21 protein-coding genes are annotated in these 20466 nt (G+C 63.6%); 13 read left to right on the top strand and 8 right to left on the bottom strand.

The window, feature by feature from the left end:
• Positions 1 to 2: 2 nt before the first annotated feature.
• The 5 genes from ABCN01_RS01855 to ABCN01_RS01875 all read right to left on the bottom strand — a co-directional run bounded on the left by ABCN01_RS01855 (position 3) and on the right by ABCN01_RS01875 (position 5397).
• Complete coding sequence (locus ABCN01_RS01855) at positions 3 to 401, bottom strand: PTS sugar transporter subunit IIA (protein WP_055287011.1); 399 nt, start codon at positions 399 to 401, stop codon at positions 3 to 5.
• Between the two features lie 26 nt (positions 402 to 427).
• The gene (locus ABCN01_RS01860; RefSeq protein WP_117680463.1) at positions 428 to 1261 is read right to left on the bottom strand and encodes a PTS system mannose/fructose/sorbose family transporter subunit IID; all 834 of its coding nucleotides are present in this window, start codon (positions 1259 to 1261) and stop codon (positions 428 to 430) included.
• A gap of 2 nt (positions 1262 to 1263) precedes the next feature.
• A complete protein-coding gene (locus tag ABCN01_RS01865) occupies positions 1264 to 2049 on the bottom strand; it encodes a PTS mannose/fructose/sorbose/N-acetylgalactosamine transporter subunit IIC (RefSeq protein WP_055287014.1) in 786 nt (261 codons plus the stop codon).
• Positions 2050 to 2058: 9 nt separating this feature from the next.
• Entirely contained in the window at positions 2059 to 2532 is a 474-nt protein-coding gene (locus tag ABCN01_RS01870) for a PTS sugar transporter subunit IIB (protein ID WP_055287016.1), read from the bottom strand.
• 123 nt (positions 2533 to 2655) lie between these two features.
• Entirely contained in the window at positions 2656 to 5397 is a 2742-nt protein-coding gene (locus ABCN01_RS01875) for a PRD domain-containing protein (protein ID WP_342995700.1), read from the bottom strand.
• A 59-nt stretch (positions 5398 to 5456) separates the two neighbouring features.
• Between ABCN01_RS01875 and ABCN01_RS01880 the strand changes: the two genes are divergently transcribed.
• Positions 5457 to 5882 (top strand): hypothetical protein, encoded by a 426-nt coding sequence (locus ABCN01_RS01880; protein WP_195192562.1) that lies wholly within the window; start codon positions 5457 to 5459, stop codon positions 5880 to 5882.
• A gap of 242 nt (positions 5883 to 6124) precedes the next feature.
• Here ABCN01_RS01880 and ABCN01_RS01885 read toward each other — a convergent pair whose 3' ends face one another.
• The 3 genes from ABCN01_RS01885 to ABCN01_RS01895 all read right to left on the bottom strand — a co-directional run bounded on the left by ABCN01_RS01885 (position 6125) and on the right by ABCN01_RS01895 (position 9841).
• A complete protein-coding gene (locus ABCN01_RS01885) occupies positions 6125 to 6709 on the bottom strand; it encodes a hypothetical protein (RefSeq protein ID WP_342995702.1) in 585 nt (194 codons plus the stop codon).
• 70 nt (positions 6710 to 6779) lie between these two features.
• Entirely contained in the window at positions 6780 to 8486 is a 1707-nt protein-coding gene (locus tag ABCN01_RS01890; protein WP_342995703.1) for a hypothetical protein, read from the bottom strand.
• An 89-nt stretch (positions 8487 to 8575) separates the two neighbouring features.
• Positions 8576 to 9841 (bottom strand): ATP-binding protein, encoded by a 1266-nt coding sequence (locus ABCN01_RS01895; RefSeq protein WP_342995704.1) that lies wholly within the window; start codon positions 9839 to 9841, stop codon positions 8576 to 8578.
• A gap of 552 nt (positions 9842 to 10393) precedes the next feature.
• On the opposite strand from ABCN01_RS01895, the gene ABCN01_RS01905 reads away from it, so the two are divergent.
• From ABCN01_RS01905 to ABCN01_RS01960, 12 genes are all read left to right on the top strand, one after another.
• Positions 10394 to 10663, top strand: a complete 270-nt coding sequence (locus ABCN01_RS01905; RefSeq protein WP_342995705.1) for a hypothetical protein — start codon at positions 10394 to 10396, stop codon at positions 10661 to 10663.
• 184 nt (positions 10664 to 10847) lie between these two features.
• Entirely contained in the window at positions 10848 to 11519 is a 672-nt protein-coding gene (locus ABCN01_RS01910) for a DUF3800 domain-containing protein (RefSeq protein ID WP_071128201.1), read from the top strand.
• Positions 11520 to 12297: 778 nt separating this feature from the next.
• Positions 12298 to 12516: a helix-turn-helix domain-containing protein gene (locus tag ABCN01_RS01915; protein WP_033500215.1), complete on the top strand. Its 219-nt coding sequence runs from the start codon at positions 12298 to 12300 to the stop codon at positions 12514 to 12516.
• 78 nt (positions 12517 to 12594) lie between these two features.
• Positions 12595 to 12843: a helix-turn-helix transcriptional regulator gene (locus ABCN01_RS01920; protein ID WP_096227028.1), complete on the top strand. Its 249-nt coding sequence runs from the start codon at positions 12595 to 12597 to the stop codon at positions 12841 to 12843.
• Positions 12844 to 12848: 5 nt separating this feature from the next.
• Positions 12849 to 13331 carry a hypothetical protein gene (locus ABCN01_RS01925; RefSeq protein WP_123219270.1) on the top strand — a complete coding sequence of 161 codons (483 nt, stop codon included), beginning with the start codon at positions 12849 to 12851 and terminating at the stop codon, positions 13329 to 13331.
• Positions 13332 to 13345: 14 nt separating this feature from the next.
• Positions 13346 to 14134 carry an ATP-binding protein gene (locus tag ABCN01_RS01930; protein WP_342995707.1) on the top strand — a complete coding sequence of 263 codons (789 nt, stop codon included), beginning with the start codon at positions 13346 to 13348 and terminating at the stop codon, positions 14132 to 14134.
• Positions 14135 to 14335: 201 nt separating this feature from the next.
• Positions 14336 to 14866, top strand: coding sequence for a peptide ABC transporter substrate-binding protein (locus ABCN01_RS01935; RefSeq protein WP_342995708.1), 531 nt, complete (start codon positions 14336 to 14338; stop codon positions 14864 to 14866).
• A gap of 60 nt (positions 14867 to 14926) precedes the next feature.
• Positions 14927 to 15478 (top strand): hypothetical protein, encoded by a 552-nt coding sequence (locus ABCN01_RS01940; protein ID WP_342995710.1) that lies wholly within the window; start codon positions 14927 to 14929, stop codon positions 15476 to 15478.
• Positions 15475 to 17280 (top strand): VirD4-like conjugal transfer protein, CD1115 family, encoded by a 1806-nt coding sequence (locus ABCN01_RS01945; protein ID WP_101677784.1) that lies wholly within the window; start codon positions 15475 to 15477, stop codon positions 17278 to 17280. Before ABCN01_RS01940 ends, ABCN01_RS01945 begins: the two co-directional genes overlap by 4 nt.
• An 84-nt stretch (positions 17281 to 17364) precedes the next feature.
• Entirely contained in the window at positions 17365 to 17580 is a 216-nt protein-coding gene (locus tag ABCN01_RS01950; protein ID WP_006234636.1) for a hypothetical protein, read from the top strand.
• Between the two features lie 12 nt (positions 17581 to 17592).
• On the top strand, positions 17593 to 18018 hold the full coding sequence (locus ABCN01_RS01955) for a PrgI family protein (RefSeq protein ID WP_101677783.1): 426 nt from the start codon (positions 17593 to 17595) through the stop codon (positions 18016 to 18018).
• Positions 17987 to 20464, top strand: a complete 2478-nt coding sequence (locus ABCN01_RS01960) for a VirB4-like conjugal transfer ATPase, CD1110 family (protein WP_342995711.1) — start codon at positions 17987 to 17989, stop codon at positions 20462 to 20464. The genes ABCN01_RS01955 and ABCN01_RS01960 overlap by 32 nt, the downstream gene beginning before the upstream one ends.
• The last annotated feature ends 2 nt before the right edge of the window (positions 20465 to 20466 follow it).

A 20466-nucleotide genomic window follows, 5' to 3' on the forward strand; every position in this document is an offset into this window, starting at 1 on the left:
CTCTATTCGTCGTCTTCGCACTCGGCGGAACTGGCACCGTTCACGTAGACGATCTGCTGGCGCGCCTCGTCGACGAGGGCGTCGAAGTCGAGTTTCTCGTCGGGGCGCGCGAGCGCGACCGTCATGGCGAGCGGGAGGTTGACACCCGCGATCACGTGGATCCGGTCGGAAGCGAAGCGGGAGAAGCGCTGGTTCACGCTGCCGCCGAGCGCGTCGGTAAGGACGACAACCTCGTCAGTGCCCGAAAGAGCCGCCTCGACCGCCGCGTCGAGCCCCTCGCCGTTGTCGTTCACGTAGGCGCACACGGCGTTGACGGCGTCGCTCTTACCCGTAAGGAACTCGAGGGTGTCCTTGAAGCCCTGGGCGAGAAGGGAATGGCTCGCCACAACTATCTTTCTCATTGATTCACCAATCTCTTGGGTCGAAGCTAGGCGAGGATGCCAGCGGCGGAGGCGACCATCGCGAGGACGATCACCACGAGGATGAGGGCCGTCATGCTCGCGTTCTTCTTGGTAAGAAGGTAATACGCGCTTCCCGTGATGGCGGCGGGGATCATGGCAGGCAGGATCTTGTCGAGCAGCGGCTGAATCTCCATCGAGACGTCGCCGAAGCTGAAGCTAATCGGGCAGGTGACGCCGATGACCGAGGCGATGAGGCAGCCGACCACGGTGAGGCCGAGCACGGAGGCGGCGGCAGTGAGGTTGGGAAGCTTCTCGCTGAAGTCGGTGACGAGCTTCACGCCCTGCTTGTAGCCGAACTCGAGGGCGTGCATGCGGACCCAGAAGATGGCCAGGATGAGCGCGAACCAGATGCCGGCTCCCACGGGGTTGCCCTCGATGGCCATGTAGGCGGCGATGGAGCCCATGATGGTCGGGATCATGGTCATGAGCAGGGAGTCGCCGACGCCGGCGAGCGGTCCCATGGTGCCGATCTTCAGGTCTTGGACGGCGTCCGCCGCCGCTAGGCCGTCGCGTTCCTCCATGGCCACGCAGGCGCCAAGGATGATGGCGGCGAGCCAAGGCTGGGTATTGTAGTAGCGGAAGTGGTTGTTGAGCGCTTGCTTATAGTCCTCGTCGTTCGTGTAGATCTTCCTCAGGACCGGCGAAAGGGCGTAGGCGACTGAGGCGCCCTGCTGGGTCTGGTAGTTGAAGGTGCACACGCTCATGAGCCAGCGCCAGTTCGCGTTGCGCAGATCCTTCTTGGTGACCTTGTAGCCGGAGGGCTTGCCCTCGGCGACGGCGGTGATGTTCTCGTTTTCCATGGTTACTCATCCTCTCCGATGAAGGCGTCTGCGGAAGCGTGGGCGGCGAGCTCGGTGTCCCTCTCGGCACGCTGGTAGAACGCGATCGCGAGGGCAACGCCGACGATGGCGGCGCCGATGATGGGCACGTTCAGGAAGGCCGAGAGGAAGAAGCCGACGAGCAGGTACTGGAAGTACTTGCCGGTGGGCATGTAGCGGAGCAGCATGGCGATACCGATGGCCGGGAGCATCTTGCCGGCGAGGGTGAGGCCGGAGAGGAACCACTGAGGCATGACCTCGAGGAGCCAGTTGACGGCGGGCTGGCCGAGCGTCACGGAGACAAAGACGGGCAGGGCGGCGCACAGGCCGAAGAGCGCGGGGCAGACCCACAGGATGGCGTTCATCTGATTGAACTTACCCTCGTTGCAGAACTTCTGGGACTTCTCGACGACGAAGCCGTTGAGGATCTTGACGATGACGTCGAGCTGGATGCCGAGCATGCCGACCGGCAGGCCGATGGCGAGGCCCGTGTCCGCGCCCAGGGTCACGCCGTAGGCGGTGGCGATGATGGCCATCGTGCCGTAGTCGGGAATCGACGAGCCGCCGAAGCCCGCGACGCCGAGCTGCATGAGCTGGATGGTGCCGCCGATGACGAGGCCGGTCTGCCAGTCGCCCATGACGACGCCGGTGATAAGGCCCCAGAAGACGGCATAGTTGACGAAGATCATTGGGATGCCGTAGTAGTCCACGTGCTTGATGAAGGCCAGCAGGGTCAAAAGGACGACCTGCAGGATAGTGAAGTTGACCATGATCCCTCCTTAGATGAGGTCGGCGACGGAGACGGGCTTGTCGGCGGGCACGAACTGTGCCGTCACCTTGACGCCGCGGGCGATGAGCGCCTTGTAGCTCTGGACGTTCTCGGCGGAGGCATAGGCGCGCTGGGTGAGCTGGACGCCGCCCTCCTTGACGAGCGAGCCGCCGACGATCAGCGACGGGAGCTCGATGCCCGACTCGACCAGGTGGAGGATCGTCTCGGGCTCCTTGGCGATGACAAAGACCTTCTCGCGGTCGTACTTGCCCGCCGCGAAGTTCTTGAGCGCGGTCTGCTCGGAGATGATCGAGACGGCCATGCCCGCGGGGCGCGCCATCCTCATAGTGGACTTCAGGACCTCGTCGCCGGCGACCTTGTCGTCGATGACCATGACTCGGGTCGCGCCCGACACCGGGGCCCACTGCGTCACGATGATGCCGTGAAGCAGGCGATTGTCGATTCGTGCCATAACAACACTCATGTTTGCTCCTATCAAATGAAGTTTTACGTTCGGTACTGCCTCGGCGCTATCCGGATTCGCGCCGGGCAAGGGGTTATCGGATTATTGAGGACGCGCAGTCAGCTTGCGGCGGCGCGGGGAAGGTCACTCGTCGAGCAGGAGGTCCGAGGAGCCGAGGCGCTCTTCTCGCGCCGGGGCGGCGCTCACGCTTATGTAGTCGAAGACATATGCGATCTCGCTTACGGGAACCTCTACGCGATAGCGCGTCGAGATGCTCGAGAAGCTCTGCCTGAAGGACTCGATGAAATCGGCACGCTCCTCCTCGAAGCGGTCCTGGCCAACGTAGGTCTCAATGGGGTTTCTGGTAACAAGGCGCTCGACGAGACAGCAGAGGTGGACGTAGAGCCCAATGATGGCGTTGCTGCCGATCTTCTCGCCTGTCCTGCGCTGAAGCTCGTGCACGGCGCTCTCGATCTCGTGGAATAGCCGCTCCGGGTCGAGGATGGTGATGGAGCGGATGACGTTCTGCAGCGTCATGTTCGAGAGCAGCTTCTCGTGGAAAGAAGAGAGCTCGGAAGCGTCAAGCCACCTGCCGAACACGGCATCAACCTTAGAGGCGGACGCCGTCGACATGATGTCCTCGAGGGCGACGAAGGGGACGGAGGCGACCCCAGGGTCTCCCGTGCCGATGACGGCGCAGACGCGGTGCTCGGAGAAAACGGCGTCATTCGACCCGTTCGCGACGAGCTGCTTGAAGGGCCTCGTGAGCAGGCGCGCGCCTATGGTGCGCGGGAGGCTCTGCGAGACGAGCTGGCGTATCCTCTCCGCGGCGTCGACCCCGGACTCGGAGCAGAAGACGATGGCGTCCTCACGGTTGACGCGCTCGATCACCTTGCAGTGCGTCACGCACGCGGCGGTCGCATCGCCAAGAACCTCGGCGATGGACTTGCCGCCGAGCAGCCCGACCCCGATCTCGAGCGCAAGACCGGTAGAGACGTTGTTCACCACGCCGATAGTGGAGTCGGTAACGTTCTCGAGGGCCTTATAGGCCTCCTCCAAGGAGCCCATGTCGACGAGGAACACGACCCCGGTGCAGTAGGAATGGCGGTCGACGAGGCGCTGAAGCGGACCGACGATGTCCTTCAGCTGCTGGTCGTAGGGCATGTCGACAGCCTCGTACACATGCATGCCGAGCATACGGTTCGCCGCGTCGGCGATGCTCGTCGCCGTTGAGTAGCCGTGGGACAAGATGACGCAGAGCGTCCGAAGGGCCTTCGCATCGCGAGACTCCGATGCGACGCACAGCGTCAGAAGCGTCTTCGTAAAGTGATCGAGCGAGATTCCCAGCGCCCCTTCCACGTCTGCGGCGACCTGATCGGAGACGCTCGAGGCAAACGGTAATTCGGAGGTCACGGCACCGAGGAGATGGGAGATTTGCTCCGCACAGGCAGACTTTCGCTTAGCCAGGCCGATGCCCGGCCACAACTGCAGGCAAATCTCCTGGGCCAGTAGAAAAGCGACCTTCCTCGAAAGCTCGATGCCATAAGAAGAGCCTGCGTCGGCAAGGACCGCGCCCACGATGCGCTCGAAGGCGCGCGACCTCGAGGAGGTAACGCCGCGGCCGAAGATCAAGTGATCCTCAACGCCGCGCACAGCGGAGACAGCTTGCGAGACGAGCTCGGAGACAGAGAGCTCCCCGGCGCAGAATCGCTCATCGAGAGAGCACAGGGCATCGAGCGCCTGCTCGACCGGCCCTGTGCTCTCGGCGGCATCTAGGGACGCGTCGATCAGAACGCCATCGTCGGGCTGTTGATCGATCTGCGCGGAGGAGAGGAGCCCGCTGGGAAGAAGATACGGGCGAACGACGACGTAGTCGCCCTCGCGATTGAGGAACGCTTTGGCGCAGCAGTTCGTCACGCAGGCGCGCAAGCCGGCGATGTTATCGGAAAAGTCCGCGTTCACGAGGCAACGGTATGCGCCGCGGCTGATCTTCACATCAGAACCGATTCGGCACCCCTCGCTGCGCAGGAAGCTCAAGATGAGATCCTCGCGCTCCTCGGGGGTCCGCTCCTTGAGTGAGGGGACGCGGGCACAGATGGGCATTTTGCTGTAGGCCGAGGAAACCTTCAGGTCATCGGCGGAAAGCGTCGTCGAAAGAACGAGGCGAGCGCGCGGCGCATCCTGGGAGGCATCGAGCCCGAGGGCCGTCGCAAGGCAGTGCTCCATCGCAGAGGGAGAGAGTGCCTCGATGCCGTTGACAAAGACCACACCCCCGCGCGATTTCGCGATCGACTCGTCAAGAAGCCCGTTGAACGAGGCGGCGTCCGGGACCCCGGCGCAGTCGATGCGCACATAGGAGGAGTCGCGGGACAGCAAGCCCTGGTTCTTGCCGTACTCGTACACAAGGCGAGAAAGGAAAGACTTACCGACACCCACGCCGCCGCTCAAGAGGATGGGCAGGCCAAACGGAGGGTACTGCACCGCAGCCTTGCACTGCTCGACAACGGAGCTGAGGCTCAGGTCGAAGCCCACGGCACGCGCGAAGTCGCGGTGATCGGCGATTCCCGTCGCCTGGATGAGGTCGGCGAGCGAGGCGTACTCGCTTGCCGAGAGCTTTACCTGAAAACGCTTCTGGAACGCGCGGCGATGAAAATAACGGACAGGCCTGCCCGCCACCTTAACCACAAGGCCGGCGCGAACAAGGTCGTTGAGGTACTGGCTCGCCAGGCTCCTGGAGATGATGAGCGTCTCGGCGATGTCGGAGGTAGACAGACGGGCAAGGTCGTCGAGCGAGACGGCAGAGGTAAGGGCCTCGAGATGCTCGAGAATCCTGTCCCTCATGTCGACGGGTTTCTTTGCCAAGCTGTCCTGTGCGGTCTTGTCCATGACTTCTTACCTCCTTGTACAAGGAGTATAAGGGGAACACAGAGAACGGAAGGGGGCGCGTGGGGGAATCAACAGCCCCGAGGAGAAGTTCACCACTTGAGGGGCAGAAAACAACGGCCATTGAACATTCAGGGCCGACGCTCAACACTTCGGCTCGACACTTCGCTTTGGAAAGGGCCCTGCGCGATGGTGCAGCCCTCCATCTCGCAGCACAGGTCGCCGAAGGTCGCGAGGATGCGCTCCTTCTGTTCCGTGGGCGAGACGGCTCGGTGGGCAAGGTCCTCTCAAAAGGGGTCGTCCGACGCCGCAAGACCTCGATGACCGACTACCGCCTCGAGCAAGTGGCGGATTACCTCTGCACCATCGAACTTGCCTTGGTCAAGTGCGAGGCCAAGGAGAACGGTGAGACGTACAACAAGTTCTTCGGAGGTATAGGCTCTTTCAAGAGGAACTGGCTCAAGCAAGCCCGCAGCAAGCGGATATAGGTGGTTCCGCAGTCTCGCAGGGAGCGGTCGTCTCTCCTCCGGCCAGGGCCCCAAGCGACACGCTTCGAGCAGCGATAGCGAAACGCAAGCAACGGCGTCGCGGGCGCCTCGTGCGCCATAGTGTCCATGTGGTCATCTCCTATCGTCTCAGCGTGGTAGCTGAAGATTCTAGACGCTGGCCACACCCCTTTTCCGGGGCGCCAACACCAACGTTTAGCACACAAGGAGTTTGACGAGATGGCTCAGCGAGTATTGAATCTATCCGCCCATGCAGCCACGTCGAATAACTCCAGATTGGGGTAACTGACCGTTTCGCCCGTTTCTTTAAGACAGGCCTCCGCGGCGTTGCACAGCGAGCTCGCGAGCGACGCCACATCAACGCGGAACGTCACGCTCTTAGTCGCACGCATCCCGCTCTTGGGCGACGGCCAGGAAGAGCAGAGGGCGTTGCACCCGTGGAGGACAAGCTCGAACTTGTAGTCGTAGTCGAAGCTCTCGTCTTTCTCGGGAGCATCGACCAACACATCGTAGTCGCCTGAATGCAACAGGGAGCACCGGAGCTTCCAGCACATCTTCCCATTAAAGATTTGACCTGGAATCGTTTCATCTTCGTTCGAGGGGTCTCCCGAAAACAGGAAGTCGTTTGCCACCCAGTCATCAAACCACTTCACATACTGCCGCCCCGCCGCTCTCTTCCCGTTATGAAGGACGAGATTGGGGTAAAGAAGCTGCCCCATGGCGTCGGGAATGGTAAGGGAAGACATAAGGGCTGGAATAAGGCAGTCTTTCTCAACCGCATTTCTAATCGATTCGACGAGTAGCTTCATTTCGATGCCTCAAAAAGTCTATGCGGTCTTATGCGAAGAAACGGCCGATCGGCCATGAGCCGAGCGTCGTTCATGCCTCTTCGTCAAGTGACGCTCTGAGCGCAGAGGCCATGTCCGAGTCTCCGCGCAAGGCTGCTGCGCATGCTTTCGACAGCGCACTATCTGAATTCAGCTGGATTGCCATTAACTCAGATTTCTCCTCGCTAGTAAGATCTCGCTTTCGAGCGGCAATTTGATATCGATTTATCAGGGTTGCCTCTCGATCCGCAAAAGCTTCCAGGGCGCCTACGGTCATCTCGCAGCATTTCAGCAACTCTTCCTTACAGCACGCATCTTGATCGTAGGCTGATAGCATTTCAAGCATCTTGTCGTTGACGTAGGCAGAGCTAACTTCGGTGACTGGATACTGCTTCAACGTAGCGGCAAACACCTCGGCATCGATATTGGCAAGCCTCATATAGTCCTGCATCGTTTGGACGAACAGAGGCGCGACGACTACGGGGGCATTCCCCTCGCCCCGGAAGAACACCGAGACCGTCAGGTCATCCAGTCGAAGCCCATCGACCATTCGGTACATATCTTCAGATACTTGGTAAAACACGAGCTTAATCGGATGGTTCCCCAGATTGATATATCCGAATCCGTTTTGCCGATCCTTGTAGTGGAGGGGTGCGTTCTCAACCAATCCCTTGTAAATTGTCTCGATGTTTCTTAAATCCTGAGTGGTCAACGCACTGATGTCGAGCTCTGGCTTGTAATGAAGAGCGTCGACAACCCGCTTGATAATCTCCAGCGACTGCAATCGACTCTCAAGGGCGTCGAAGTCGCCTCCGCTCAACTTGCACCCGCGAGCAAAGCCGCTTCCGTCTATGGAAAGCGTACCGGTTTGCATCAATGCGCGCATGAGGGCCAACTCTTCCATGCGCTCGACAAGAGTTCCGGTCTCGCTGAGGGTGATTGTGTTGGTGGAGAGGCATATGTCGAAACCCCTGAAGAAAACGTGCTCGCCATTCTCATTTTCTCCGGCCATGACCACCGCATTTAGGGAAACATCACCAGAACTGACGTCATGCCGAGACCCAATCGCGACGCCAACTATGTTTTCAAGCTTATTCAAGGGATACAGCTCTCCCCAGGGGCTCTTCCCGTAGATATACAGCCCGTTCCTGTATGGAGCCAAGCTTGCGGGCGACTCGCCCTCGAGCAGCTCGATTCCAAACTCGCACTCATCAAAGCAAAGGCCGGCGTCCTTAAATTCCTCGATTGTCTTGGGGGCGATGCCAGCGACTGCTCGCTGCTTTGTTCTGTCCTTGACCGCCCTTCTGACAAGCCGCGTCAATTCCGCCGCGTCTGATGGAAGCCGGTCGAAACGCAAAGAGATGCGCTCTTGTTGCTCCGGAATATCGGCCAGAATCTTCTTTAGGTCATAGGGAAGCAAAAGTCTGTAGAAAACCTCCGCTGAACGAGCCTCGCTCCCACAGTAGACGTAAAAATAGATGCAGCCTCCAGCAATGTTGAGATAGTGCTTGAGGTCTGAAACTCGAACTTGCCGCTTAGGTCGGTCCGATTTTCTTTTCGAAGTGGTCCCCTTGACCTGAAGCGGCAACTGGCCTTCAACGGTCTCAATCGTGAAGGAAGAAGACGAGTAGACTTGCAGGTGCCCGTCGGTGCATTCGGTCTTGTCGTTCTCATCTATATACGCATAGACGCAAGCGACATCGCCGAAAGCCTGCTTGACAGCATTGACCGCGTTCTGCTCGATTTTGCGATTGTCCAAGCTTCTCCTTACTGTTTTAGATCGTCAGCAAACCGATGTCAGGCATGTTTCTCACTTGACCTAACTGCCTCGCGATGAATCGCATGGCCCTAGAGGAAAAAGTCCCTCGCGCTCACGATGCGGATGCCGTCGATATCCGTTTCGTAGGAACCCTGCCTCACGACCACGATCTTCTCGTGGTTGTCTCGTATCGACTTCAGAGGGGCGATCTCTCGCTCCCTGGTCTCGCTTGCGAACATCTCGTCAGTCGCCTGCACGTAGAGCACGCGCCCGTCCTTCGTCGCGACGAAGTCGACTTCCTTGCCATAGAGCTTGCCCACATGCACGCTCCATCCTTCGTAGAGCAGCTGGAGATACACGGCGTTCTCGAACAGGCGGCCAGTATCCGTGACCCTATAGCCGGCCATCCAGGTCCGGAAGCCGGTGTCGACGATGTACTCCTTTGGGTTCGTCTTGAGGAGCGCCTTGCCGTGCAAATCGTAACGCGTGGCACGATAGAACAGGAAGGCCTCCTCAAGCGCACCCACATACGAGGAAACGGTCTTGTTCGTGGTCTTCGGCCCCGCAGAAGTTAACGCGCCGGCGATTCGACTCGACGAGCACTCGTTGCCGATGTTGTCCGCCAGGAATTCGGCCACATGGCGCAGCAGGGAAGGGTCAGTCACCGCACTTTTGCCCTTCCCGCGCTCACGGTTGACAATATCACGCACGGCGATGGCTTCGTAGACGCCGGACATGTACGCCGAGTGCTGCGCCTGGGTCGTCGAGAGGGATGCGATGGCTGGCATGCCCCCGTACTCAAGGTAACGAGTAAGCATGTCGTCGAAGAGAACGGGATCCCCCTCGGGAGTGAGAGCCACCGAAGTTCCCGATACGAACTCGATTCCGCAAAAGTCGGCGAACTCGGAGAAGGACAGGGGCAGCATCTTTACCTCTACGTAGCGCCCGGAGAGATAGGTGGCCAGCTCGCTCGAGAGAAGATACGCATTCGAGCCCGTGAGGTAGATGTCGCAATCGAAGTCGACCCTCATTGCGTTGACCGCATCCTGCCAGCCATCGATTCTCTGGGGCTCGTCTATGAAAACGTAGGTGCGACCCTTGTCCGACAGGCGCCCGCGAACGTAATCATAAAGCTGGTCCTCCGTCTTGATGCCCGTACCCTTGCTTTCCAGGTTGACGCTCACAAAGCCGCGGCCAGCAACTCCCTCAGACTCGATGGTCATCCTAATTAGATCGAGAAGGCTCGACTTGCCGCACCTGCGCACGCCCGTGATCACCTTGATGAGGTCGGTGTCACGGAAGAGCATCGCCTCCTCGAGGTATCTATCGCGGTTCCTGAGTCTGCTACCCTTCAAAAGCTGCTCCTAAAACTCGAATCTGGTTACACTTTTAGGAGTATCGTAACTCCACGCCACAAGATGAGCAAAGAGCGCACCTCGAGACGGATCGACCAAGGGGATTACGCACCTGCCGGGAGGCAGGGCAGCTTGCTCAATCGACGCGGACTACCAATTGATAAACCCCAAAAGCCGGACCGCACGGCGGCGCTCGTTTCGCTAAATCGGCTTGATGGGATGGCGAATCACGGTCTTGAGCTTCTCCGGCGCGTACTTGCGCGGGTCCGAGAGGTAAATCTCGTGACAGAGGCGGGATTCGGAGAAGTCGGGCGCATATCCCCGTTCCGCCGCAAATGCACGCATGGCGCCTATGATCGTCAGCTCGTCATCGTAAGGCCCGTATAGCAATGGGCGCGGATTCGGAAGATGCCGCGCCCATTGGCAAACACTATAGCATAGAATCGAACGTCTGTTCTATTCCCACTCGATGGCTTCGGTTCTAGCGTTCCGTCACTCCAGTTGCACCCAGTTTTCGGTGCCGTCTCGAGTCGAGTGTCGCCAGGTGACGCCATGTCGCGTTTTGTCGGCTTCGGGGACAAAAGCTGGGACAACTCTAAAAACTTTTTTCGAACTCAGGGCTTTGAGTTTTTGTTTTTGTCCCAAAGGGCACAGCGAGCCGCCTTTGGAGGCTCGATATCGCCGAAAACGCCCGTTTTGAAACTCAACCGCCCTTTTGCCCGCAAGCCGCCAGCTGCAATCGCAAGTGAATCAACGCGGGCGGCTTTCATGCTGGTTGAAAAACCGCAGGTCGCAGCTCTTCGTCGTCCGCGGGTAAAGTGAGTAGTCTCAGGTGGCTTGCCCATGAGTGGACGAGCGGGCTTTGAGATTCCGCCGGCGTCCGGAAACGCATCGAGCTCCCTTGAATTTCCGGACAGTACATGATATAAGGTAATTGGTTTTCCGTTAGGAAGGCTTCCAAGTGCCGGGGACGTTTTCCCCGGCTTTTTTCTTATCCAGGAGAACAATGCGAGAACTCAGCATCTTCGTCGACGAGTCGGGAAGCGACGGCCTCTCCGACCGCCACTACCTGCTCACCGTCGTCATGCACGACCAATCCGAAAACATCGCGAATTCGATCGCGGCATATGAGGGCGCCCTTCGCGCCAAGGGGCTCCCGGACATACCCTTCCATGCGTCGCCGCTCATGAACGGCAAGGACCAGTACTCGGGGCTCGACCTGAGGACGCGCAAGATGATGCTCGGCTCGTTCCGCGTCTTCTTCCGCCACATGCCCGTAAAGTACCACACCTTCGCATACGCGACCAAGCAGTTCGCCTCGCTCGACAAGCTCGCGGGGGCGATGCGAAGGGATATCGTGAACTTCCTGTTCGACAACCTCGCGGAGCTGCAATCCTACGATATGGTCAAGGTCTACTATGACAACGGCCAGCGCTCCATCGCCGAGTCGCTCCATCGCGCGGTCGAGTACGCGCTGTCGAAGGACGCCGTCGTCTACCGATCGGCGCAGCCCTCCGAGTACCGGCTTTCGCAGGCGGCGGACTACATCTGCACCATGGAACTCACGGCAATCAAATACGCGGAGCACACCGCCACCGCGACGGACGAGAAGTTCTTCGGCAAGTGGTCCGACTTCAAGAAGGGCATACTGAAGGAGACGCGCAAGAAGCTCGTCTAGAGATGCGATCAGCCCTTGGCGGAGCGTTTACCGACAATGGAGTCTGTTACGCGGGGGGGGTGTTGATAAGACGCCGCTTAGCTGCATAATAGGTTCCAGTTAGAAACCCTCGGGTTTGCGGGGCGGGATCGTGAGAGCGATTCTGCCCTATTTTTTTGCCCCTATTTCTTGCATGCCTCAATGGCTTCCGCATTCGCTCCCCATTGGTTCAGAAAGGGTTCGGGGAAATCGTCGAGTTGATTGCGTCCCTCGCGTTTTGCAAAATAGAGCACAAGGCCCTCTAGCTCGAATTATTACATTTAGAATCCCGCCGCTCGTCCATCCCAGCTTGCCCAGAAAGCCCTCCCGCAACGTCCGTGTCCCAACGGATGGGTACCATTTATCAGGGTGCACCTGGGGCAACGGGCTGAAAAACCTGTGCAAGGTCGCTCGCAGAACACGCAACATCAAACACGACAGAAGAGGCGAACGACAGATGCCGGACCCCGGACGACAGCACCGCGGAAGAGAAGCATTCCAACCAAAACTGAACAACTCCAGCCACTAGGCAGGCGCCCGCATGGGCGCCTTTTACTTTTCAGGGACTTAGCTGCGAGCTAAGGCGCGCGGCTCATGGCCGTTTCGTGGAGGCCCGACCAGCTCGACCCACCTCGACCCGTCTTCGCTCCCGTTGTGCGCGCCAAGCGCCATCAGGCGGTTCAATCGTCGCGCAGACGAAAAGGGACACTGTGCCGCGCGGCGTGCACGCACGGTGCCGCACGGGAAGATTGGAGGAACCATGGCACGCACAGCCGAATGCGCCGCGCCCGAGGGCAACCAGGACCGCGACGAATGGATGACGGTGATCGAGATGCAGGAGTACATGAGGGCGAGCAGAAACAAGGCATACGACCTCATCTGGTCGGGAGAGATCGACTCGTACAGGCTCGGAAGGAAGCTCCTGGTGTCGAGGGCGTCAGTGGACGCCTACATCGAGTCGAGGAGCGGCAGGAAATGACGGCGGCGACCGCCCCGGGAGCCGCCCGCGGCCGGGCACGCGAGGGAGCCTCGAGACGAAAGGAGCTCGAGGACGACCATGACCAAGAGCATTAGCAGGAGCCAGGTGAGGCTCATCGCATCGACCAACGCGATATTCGGAGCCGACGAGGCGTGCGCGATGCTGCGCATCAGCCGCGACGCAATGTACCGGCTCGCCAAGGACCCCGACGACCCGTTCCCGATCCGCTACATCGGCGGCAAGACGCGCGACGGCATCGTTCTGCACGACGAGCTCGTCGCATGGGTCGAGCGAAACAGCATCGTCGGCTCGCCCAGAAGGGATTAGCGCCGATGGCAGCCGCAGGCCCGAGGGGACGCGACGGCCCCTCCCCGCGCGAGTTCACGGCGGTACGGCACTTCATGATGGCGGACCTGGGCCTCTCCGGCCTTCCCCTGCTCGTCTACGCGCGCATCTTCGGCTTCTGCGACGCCGGGTGCGGCTACTTCGAGAGCAAGGGTGGCCTGGCACGATTCCTCAACGTGCAGGAGCGCAGCGTCCACCGCGCCATCCGCGACCTGCTCGACCGGGGCCTCATCGAGGAATGCGGCGTGCACGCCCCGGCGCGCGGGCACGCCACCAAGCGGTACCGCATCGTGCGCGAGAGGCTGCCGCCCGGAGCGCTGGCAACCCCTGACGATTCGTCAGGGTTCCCGGCGCGAAAGGGTGACGAAATGACAGGGTTCGCAGCCCGAACCCCTGACGAAATGACAGGGAAACCCCTGACGATATGCCACCCAATAAGCAAAAGGGACAACAAGGACTTCAGAAGATAAGGAAGGGGCGCCCGATGGACCGAGCGGGACTCATCACCCTGGAGCAGGCCCGTGCGGCCGGGCTCTCCTTCGACGAGCCGGAGCCGAGGGCGTGCCCGCACTGCGGCGCCGCCCTCGATCCGCTCGGCGCGGCGCTGGCGGGCAGGGTCGCCTGGGTCTCTGCCGCCCCCTGCCCGTGCGAGGGCGCAGCCAACGAGCGGGAGTCCGAGGCGCGAAGGCGCGCGGCCCTCGCCGCCAAGGAGGAGGCCGCCCGCCGGGAGAAGGCGCTCTCGCGCGCGGGCATCCCCAGGCGCTACTGGGCCGCCGAGGCCGACCGCCCCGAGTTCGCCGAGTACATCGCCTCGTTCGCGGGCAACGGGGGCGCCGGGCTCTACATACACGGGGGCGTCGGCGCCGGCAAGACGCGCGCCGCCTCCGCCATGGCCAGGCTGTTCGCCGAGGCCGGCTACGACGTCGCCTTCACGACGGCCAAGGGCATGCTCGAGCGCGTGAAGGCCACGTTCGACGAGGGCGGCACCGAGGCCGCCGTCGCGCGGTACGCCAAGTGCGACGTCCTCGTGCTCGACGACCTCGGCAAGGAGGACGCGACGGAATGGTCAGTCGGCACCGTGTTCAGCGTGCTCGACGCGCGCTACGAGGACATGCGCCCGACCATCGTTACGTCGAACTACGCGCCGGGCGCGCTGGCGGACAGGCTCGCAAGGCGCGGCGAGCGCGTCACGGCAGAGGCGATCGCGAGCAGGATTTCCCAGACCTGCAGGACCGTCTACCTGGGCGGAAGGGACAGGCGCCGCCTCGGCTAGCTTGTGCGCTTCCCGTGGAGGCGCGGACGGCTCGACCCAGCTCGACCCATCGCAGGCGGCCCCGATGCCCGCCGCAATCGAAATCGCTATACACGTCTTGGGCGGCGCCGACGCGCCGGCACGCACGCCTGCTCCGACTCGCACCGTGCCCCCATCGCGAGGACGCCGCCCGCCAAACAACAAACGAAAGGCGGAGGGCCCATGGACGGCTTCGAGAGGATAACCGGCCGCGAGCACGACGGGCTCGTGGAGAAGTGCCAGGAGAACGGCTGGCTCAAGGTCGGCGGCTTCGACTGGCAGGACGACCCGTTCCTCGAGGAGTACCCCTACGAGTTCTCCCGCACGGATAGCGTCGACAGGCTCCGCGAGGCGCTCGGCTCGGGCAACTGGGCCATACGCCAGGGGTTCTGCTACCGCGACCTCGCGTTCATCCAGCAGGTGAACGGCGGCGACGAGTGGTGGACGCTCAAGCGCGACGGCGACGCGTGGACCGGCTTCGAGAGCTGGAGCTTCGGCGCCATCGCCCAGGAGCCCGAGCGCTTCGAGCGCGCCATGCGCGACATGTGCGAGGCGACGCCGGAGCAGTGCCGCAGCGGCGAGTGGGCCCATCTGCACGAGAAGGCGCCCGAGCCGCTGGCGCAGCGCGCCGCGTCCGCCCGCGAGGCGAGCCGCGCGCACGCCGGGCAGGAAGCCCGCGCCCCAATGGCGCGCGAGAGGGCCGTCGGGGCCTAATAGGGACGACCGGGGCGCGAAGGCGCCCCTTTTTCATCTCGACTGGAAGGGAGGCGCGGGATGGCGAGCGACTACGGGGACGAGGCGGGCGGCAAGCTGGTCGACTGGATGCTGAGGATCGGCCAGGAGGCCGGCGCCGAGGCAATGGAGCGCAGCGCGAGGGAGCTCTCCGAGCGCCTCGCGGGAATCCGCGGGACCATCGCCGGCAGGCGCGCCGAGGCCATTGCGGCCGAGGGCGTGCCGACCTACGCGAAGCTCAGCCTCGAGGAGCTCTCGGGGCTTCCCGAGTACGCGACGATCAAGGAGGTCGTCTCCGACAAGCTGCGCGCCGCGTCGGTCGAGCACCACATCATCCCCGGCGAGGGCCGCGACTGGCTGCTCTTCAAGGTGGAGGACGCGCCCGAGGTCGACGAGGCCTTCCGTCAGCTCGAGCAAGAGACGGGAAAGGCCGCCGAGCGCGCAAGGGAGCGGCTCTCCGAGATAGCCGAGAGGCGCCAGGCGCCCGAGCGGCTGGCCGAGCGCGCCGAGCGTGCGCGCGAGGCTTCGAAAGCCCACAGCCAGGGCCTCGGCCGGGACCGCGGCCCGCGCCAGATCGAGGGGCTCGAGAGATGAGATGGCAGGCGGCGGCCGCGCTGGCCGCGGCGGCGTTCGCCGCGGGAGACTTCGCGGCCGCGGCAATCGCGGCGTCGGGCGCGAACCCGATCCTCGACCCGGAGGCCGCCATGGCGGCGCTCCGCGCGGGACGCGCATTCTCAACGGAGGCGCTTCCCCTGTGCGCGGGGACCGCCTGCGCGTGCGCGGCGCTCCTCGCCTGGGCGCGCTCCCTGGGGTCCAAAGGGGCCCGACGCGACGGCGAGGAGCACGGGAGCTCCAGGTGGGCCACGCCTAAGGACATCGCGCCCTTCGGCGACGCCAAGGACCCCGACAACAACATCATCCTCACCGACAGCGCGCGCATCCGCCTCGTGAGCCGCAGGTTCGACCTCTCCACCGACACCAACGACAACGTGCTCGTGGTGGGAGGACCCGGCACCGGCAAGACACGCTACTACGTCAAGCCGAACCTCCTGCAGGCCAACGCCAGCTTCTTCGTGACCGACCCGAAGGGCACGCTCATCCGCGAGATGGGCGGCGCGCTGGCGGAGCTCGGCTACGAGATCCGCGCATTCGACACCATCGACTTCTCGCGCTCCATGCGCTTCAACCCCATAGCCTACATACGCGACGAGGCGGGCGTCATCCGCTTCGCCCGCGGCATCGTCGCCAACACCGAGGGCGAGGCCGACCACAAGGGCGACCCCTACTGGGAGAAGGCCGAGCGCCTGGTCTACACCGCGCTCACGGCCTACCTCGTCATGCACTGCGAGCCCGCCGACCGAAACCTCGACGGGCTGCTCACGCTGCTCTCGCTCGCCGACGCACGCGACGACCCGGGCTACATGAGCCCGCTCGACATGGTGTTCCGCGAGCTGGAGACCGGCGAGCGCTACGTCAGGCGCGGCGGCGCCTCGGCGGAGGGCGGTTCGCTGCGCGGCTTCGCCGAGGAGGACGGCGCGTGGGAGTGGGTCAAGGTCCGCGAGCCGGCGCCGCCCGACGACTTCGCGCTCGCGAGCTACCGCGAGTTCCGCGTCGCCGCCGGCGACACCATGAAGTCGATGCTCTCGAGCTGCAACGTCCGCCTGAAGCCGCTGTCCATCCGTGCCGTCCGCGACCTCACCTCCAAAGACGAGCTCGACCTCGCCCACATGGGCGACGAGGGCGCCAAGGTCGTGCTCTTCGCGTCGATGAGCGACACCGACTCGACCTTCGACTTCCTGTTCGCCCTGCTCATGGATACGGCCGTGAGCGCGCTCTGCGCCGAGGCGCTAGAGGCGCACGGCGGCTCGCTGCCCACGACGGTGCACTTCGTCTTCGACGAGTTCGCCAACATCGGGCGCATACCCGACTTCGAGCGGACCATCGCCGTCACCCGCAGCAGGAACATCGCCGTCTCGATGATCGCCCAGTCGCTCTCGCAGCTGAAGGAGACCTACGGCGACAACAACGCCGAGACCATCGTGAACGCCTGCGACACGCTGCTCTACCTGGGCGGCAAGGCGAACGAGACCAACGAGGAGATCAGCAAGATGGCCGGCAAGCAGACGGTGGCGAGCGAGACGCAGAGCGACTCGCGGGGCGCCGGCTGGACCCGGACCGTGAACCGCGGCATCTCCGAGCGCGACCTCATACAGCCCGCCGAGGTGGCGCGCATGCCGCGCGAGGACGCGCTCGTGCTCGTGAACGGGTGCATGCCGCTCATGGACCGGAAGTACCGGCTCGAGCGCCACCCGCGCTCGCGCCTGCTCGAGGAGGCCGCGCGCCGCGGCCCGTTCGACTTCGCGGAGTACCGCAGGCGGAAGGATGGCGCCTCGTGACGGGGCCGCGGAGGGCGCGGGCCTCCCCCGCCGCGGGGGAGGAACAGCAAGGAACATCGTCAACCGAAAGCAAAGGAGAGCAGCATGCTCGCAAACGTCATCAAGCTCGTGTCGGGCTGCGTGACCTTCCTCGGCGGCTTCCTGGTCGTGTGGGGAGCGGTCTCGCTCGGCCTGGCCATCAGGGAGCAGCAGGGCGGCCCGCAGATCGCGACCGCCATATCCACCATCGCCGGCGGCGCGATCATCATCGCCGCGTCGGTCTACTTCGGGCAGCTGGACACGTCCTGGCTGCCGGCATAGGGGGCGTCGCGGATGGCGCTCCGGATACCGGTCCAGAAGGACATCGGCGAGTACGAGGAGAAGATCGTCGGGAAGATGAGCCTGCGCACGCTCGCATGCGTGTCGCTCGGCTTCGGCAGCGCGGTCGGGGCGGCGGCCTTCGTCCACCTGGGCCTGCACGCCGACGTCGCGGACGCGGCCTTCCCGATCATGCTCTGCAGCATGCCGTTCTGGCTCGCCGGGTTCTGGCGGCCCTTCGGCATGCGCGCCGAGGAGCTGCTGCCTCTCCTGGCGGCACACGAGCTTTCCCCGCAGCTGCTCGCGTACGAGCCCTGCCTCGCCGCGAGCCTCCCCGAGGGCTCGCCGCGCCCGGGCCGCCCGGGGCGGCGCGCGAGGCGCAGGACCAGGAAGAAAGGAGCCGAGCTCTATGAGCCGAGCAAGAACCAACAAGGAGAATAGGCCGAAGCGCCCGAGCACCCTCGGGCTGCTCCTCGGCGGCACGGGCGGGCGCAAGGACGCCTCGAAGGGCGCGGAGGCCGAGCGGCAGAGGCGCCGCCGGGAGCGCGACCGTTCGCGCGAGATGGCCGCCTACGTCGGCTACGACGCCATGTACAGGGACGGCATCGCCCAGGTGATGCCCGGGGTGTTCAGCCAGACGGTCGAGTTCTCCGACATCAGCTACCAGTCCGCGCGCAAGGAGGCGCGCGAGACGGCCTTCACCGTGATGAGCTCGCTGTTCAACTACTTCCCGGCGGACTCCCACGTGCAGCTCCAGGTAGTGAACGCGCCCATCCCCGCCGACGAGGTCGGCCGCAAGGTCTTCTTCGAGCCCGGGGAGCGCGCCACCGCCGGGCTCGCCGAAGAGTACAACCGGATCCTCAACGACAAGATGCGCGAGGGCGTCTCGAACCTCGTGCGCCACCGCTACCTGACCTACGCCGTGGGCGCCGACGACGTCGACGCCGCGGTGCCCAAGCTTGCGCGCATCCGGGGCGACGTGGAACAGACGCTCGCGCGCATACGCTGCTCGTCGCGCGCCCTCGACGGCGCCGAGAGGCTCGAGCTCCTTCAGGGGCAGCTGCGCCCGGGGTCGCGCTTCGAGTTCTCCTGGGACAAATTGTCCCCGACGTCGGGCGCGCGCACGAAGGACTTCGTCATGCCCTCCACGCTCGACTTCAAGCCCGAAGGCAGGTCCGACTGCTTTTGCAGCGACGGGCGCTACGGCGCGGTGCTCGCCGTGCGCAGCTTCGGGTCGGTCATCGAGGAGACCTACCTCGCCTCCATCATCGACCTGCCGCTGCCGCTCAACGTGACGCTGCACGTGCAGCCCATCGCGCAGAGCGAGGCGCTCGCGCTCGTGAAGCGCCAGATCGACTGGATGGACAAGGAGATCATCGACGAGCAGATGAGCGCCGTGAAGAAGGGCTACGACTACCAGATCCTGCCGCCCGAGCTGCGCTTCTCGAAGGAGGAGGCCGAGGAGCTGCTCGACTTCCTGCGCAACAAGTCCGAGCGCCTGTTCGTCTACACGGGCCTCGTCTACACCTGGGCCGACAGCCTCGAGGAGCTCGACCGCCGCGTCCAGCAGGTGACGAGCGTCGCGCAGGGCTGCACGATCGGCCTCGAGCCGCTCCACTTCCGGCAGCGCCAGGCTCTCAACTCGGTGCTCCCGCTCGGTGACAACCACGTCACCGTGAGCCGCTACCTCACCACGGGCCAGGTGGCCATGCAGATGCCCTTCGCCAGCCAGAGCCTCGACGAGGCGGGCGGAGGCTACTACGGGCAGTCCAAGGAGAGCGGGAACCTGGTGCTGTGCGACCGCAAGCGCCTGGCGAGCCCCATGGGCTTCGTGTGCGGCAAGCCCGGCTCGGGCAAGAGCTTCTCGGTGAAGCGCGAGATAACCAACACCGTGCTCGCGCACCCCGAGGACGAGGTCGTGATCTTCGACCCGGCCGGCGAGTACGGCAACCTCGTCGGCGCGCTCGGCGGCGCGAACGTCGAGCTCGCCCCGGGATGCTCGGCGGTGCTCAACCCCCTCGACACCGCCGACGTCGCGGACCGCGCCGACGCCGCCAAGCTCGCGTACAAGACCGACGCGGTGCTCGCGCTCTCGAGCGCGCTCATGGCCGAGGGCCGCGAGGGCCTGCCTGAGCGCGACCGCTCGATCATCGCCCGCTGCGTCGGCGAGGCGTACCGGGAGTGCGCGAGGGACGGCCGCCTGCCCACGCTCGGCGACTTCCACGCGGCGCTGCTCGCTCAGCCCGAGCCCGAGGCCGCCGACATCGCGCTGCGCTACGAGCGCTACGTGAAGGGCGCGTTCTCCTTCTTCAACGGCCAGAGCAACGTGGCGCTCGACAACCGCATCACCAACATCGACATGCACGGCCTCGGCCAGAACATGCGCGTGTTCGGCATGATCACGGCGCTCGAGATGGTGCGCAACCGCGTGATGGTAACGCCGCCGCGCCCCAACTACACCTGGCTCTACATCGACGAGGTGCAGAGCCTCTTCGCGCACCCGACGGTGGTCGAGTACTTCGCCCGCCTGTGGCGCGAGGGGCGCAAGTTCGGCCTCATCTGCACCGGCATCAGCCAGAACACGAGCCACATGCTGGCCAACGCCGAGGCCCGCGACATGGTGCTCAACTCCGAGTTCTTCCTGCTGCACAAGCAGTCCACCGCCGACCTCGACGCATGGGCGGAGATGCTCCAGCTCTCCGCCACGGAGCGCGGCTACATCGGCGACGCCGTCAAGCCCGGCGAGGGCCTGCTCATCAGCGCCGGGATCCGCGTGCCCATCACCGACGACTTCCCGAGGGGCTCGCTCTACGACCTGTGGAACACCAAGCCCGCAGAGGTCGCCGAGCGCGAGATGCGCCGGGCGGCGCGAGAGGCGGAGGAATAGGA

It is taken from the genome of Collinsella aerofaciens, assembly GCF_039062365.1.
Lineage (GTDB): Bacteria > Actinomycetota > Coriobacteriia > Coriobacteriales > Coriobacteriaceae > Collinsella.

Excerpts from the sequence above, each read along its gene's own strand:
- ABCN01_RS01855 (WP_055287011.1), bottom strand. The coding sequence starts at position 401 with ATGAGAAAGATAGTTGTGGCGAGCCATTCCCTTCTCGCCCAGGGCTTC.
- ABCN01_RS01860 (WP_117680463.1), bottom strand. The coding sequence starts at position 1,261 with ATGGAAAACGAGAACATCACCGCCGTCGCCGAGGGCAAGCCCTCCGGC.
- ABCN01_RS01865 (WP_055287014.1), bottom strand. The coding sequence starts at position 2,049 with ATGGTCAACTTCACTATCCTGCAGGTCGTCCTTTTGACCCTGCTGGCC.
- ABCN01_RS01870 (WP_055287016.1), bottom strand. The coding sequence starts at position 2,532 with ATGAGTGTTGTTATGGCACGAATCGACAATCGCCTGCTTCACGGCATC.
- ABCN01_RS01875 (WP_342995700.1), bottom strand. The coding sequence starts at position 5,397 with ATGGACAAGACCGCACAGGACAGCTTGGCAAAGAAACCCGTCGACATG.
- ABCN01_RS01885 (WP_342995702.1), bottom strand. The coding sequence starts at position 6,709 with ATGAAGCTACTCGTCGAATCGATTAGAAATGCGGTTGAGAAAGACTGC.
- ABCN01_RS01905 (WP_342995705.1), top strand. The coding sequence starts at position 10,394 with ATGTCGCGTTTTGTCGGCTTCGGGGACAAAAGCTGGGACAACTCTAAA.
- ABCN01_RS01910 (WP_071128201.1), top strand. The coding sequence starts at position 10,848 with ATGCGAGAACTCAGCATCTTCGTCGACGAGTCGGGAAGCGACGGCCTC.
- ABCN01_RS01915 (WP_033500215.1), top strand. The coding sequence starts at position 12,298 with ATGGCACGCACAGCCGAATGCGCCGCGCCCGAGGGCAACCAGGACCGC.
- ABCN01_RS01920 (WP_096227028.1), top strand. The coding sequence starts at position 12,595 with ATGACCAAGAGCATTAGCAGGAGCCAGGTGAGGCTCATCGCATCGACC.
- ABCN01_RS01925 (WP_123219270.1), top strand. The coding sequence starts at position 12,849 with ATGGCAGCCGCAGGCCCGAGGGGACGCGACGGCCCCTCCCCGCGCGAG.
- ABCN01_RS01930 (WP_342995707.1), top strand. The coding sequence starts at position 13,346 with ATGGACCGAGCGGGACTCATCACCCTGGAGCAGGCCCGTGCGGCCGGG.
- ABCN01_RS01935 (WP_342995708.1), top strand. The coding sequence starts at position 14,336 with ATGGACGGCTTCGAGAGGATAACCGGCCGCGAGCACGACGGGCTCGTG.
- ABCN01_RS01940 (WP_342995710.1), top strand. The coding sequence starts at position 14,927 with ATGGCGAGCGACTACGGGGACGAGGCGGGCGGCAAGCTGGTCGACTGG.
- ABCN01_RS01945 (WP_101677784.1), top strand. The coding sequence starts at position 15,475 with ATGAGATGGCAGGCGGCGGCCGCGCTGGCCGCGGCGGCGTTCGCCGCG.
- ABCN01_RS01950 (WP_006234636.1), top strand. The coding sequence starts at position 17,365 with ATGCTCGCAAACGTCATCAAGCTCGTGTCGGGCTGCGTGACCTTCCTC.
- ABCN01_RS01955 (WP_101677783.1), top strand. The coding sequence starts at position 17,593 with ATGGCGCTCCGGATACCGGTCCAGAAGGACATCGGCGAGTACGAGGAG.
- ABCN01_RS01960 (WP_342995711.1), top strand. The coding sequence starts at position 17,987 with ATGAGCCGAGCAAGAACCAACAAGGAGAATAGGCCGAAGCGCCCGAGC.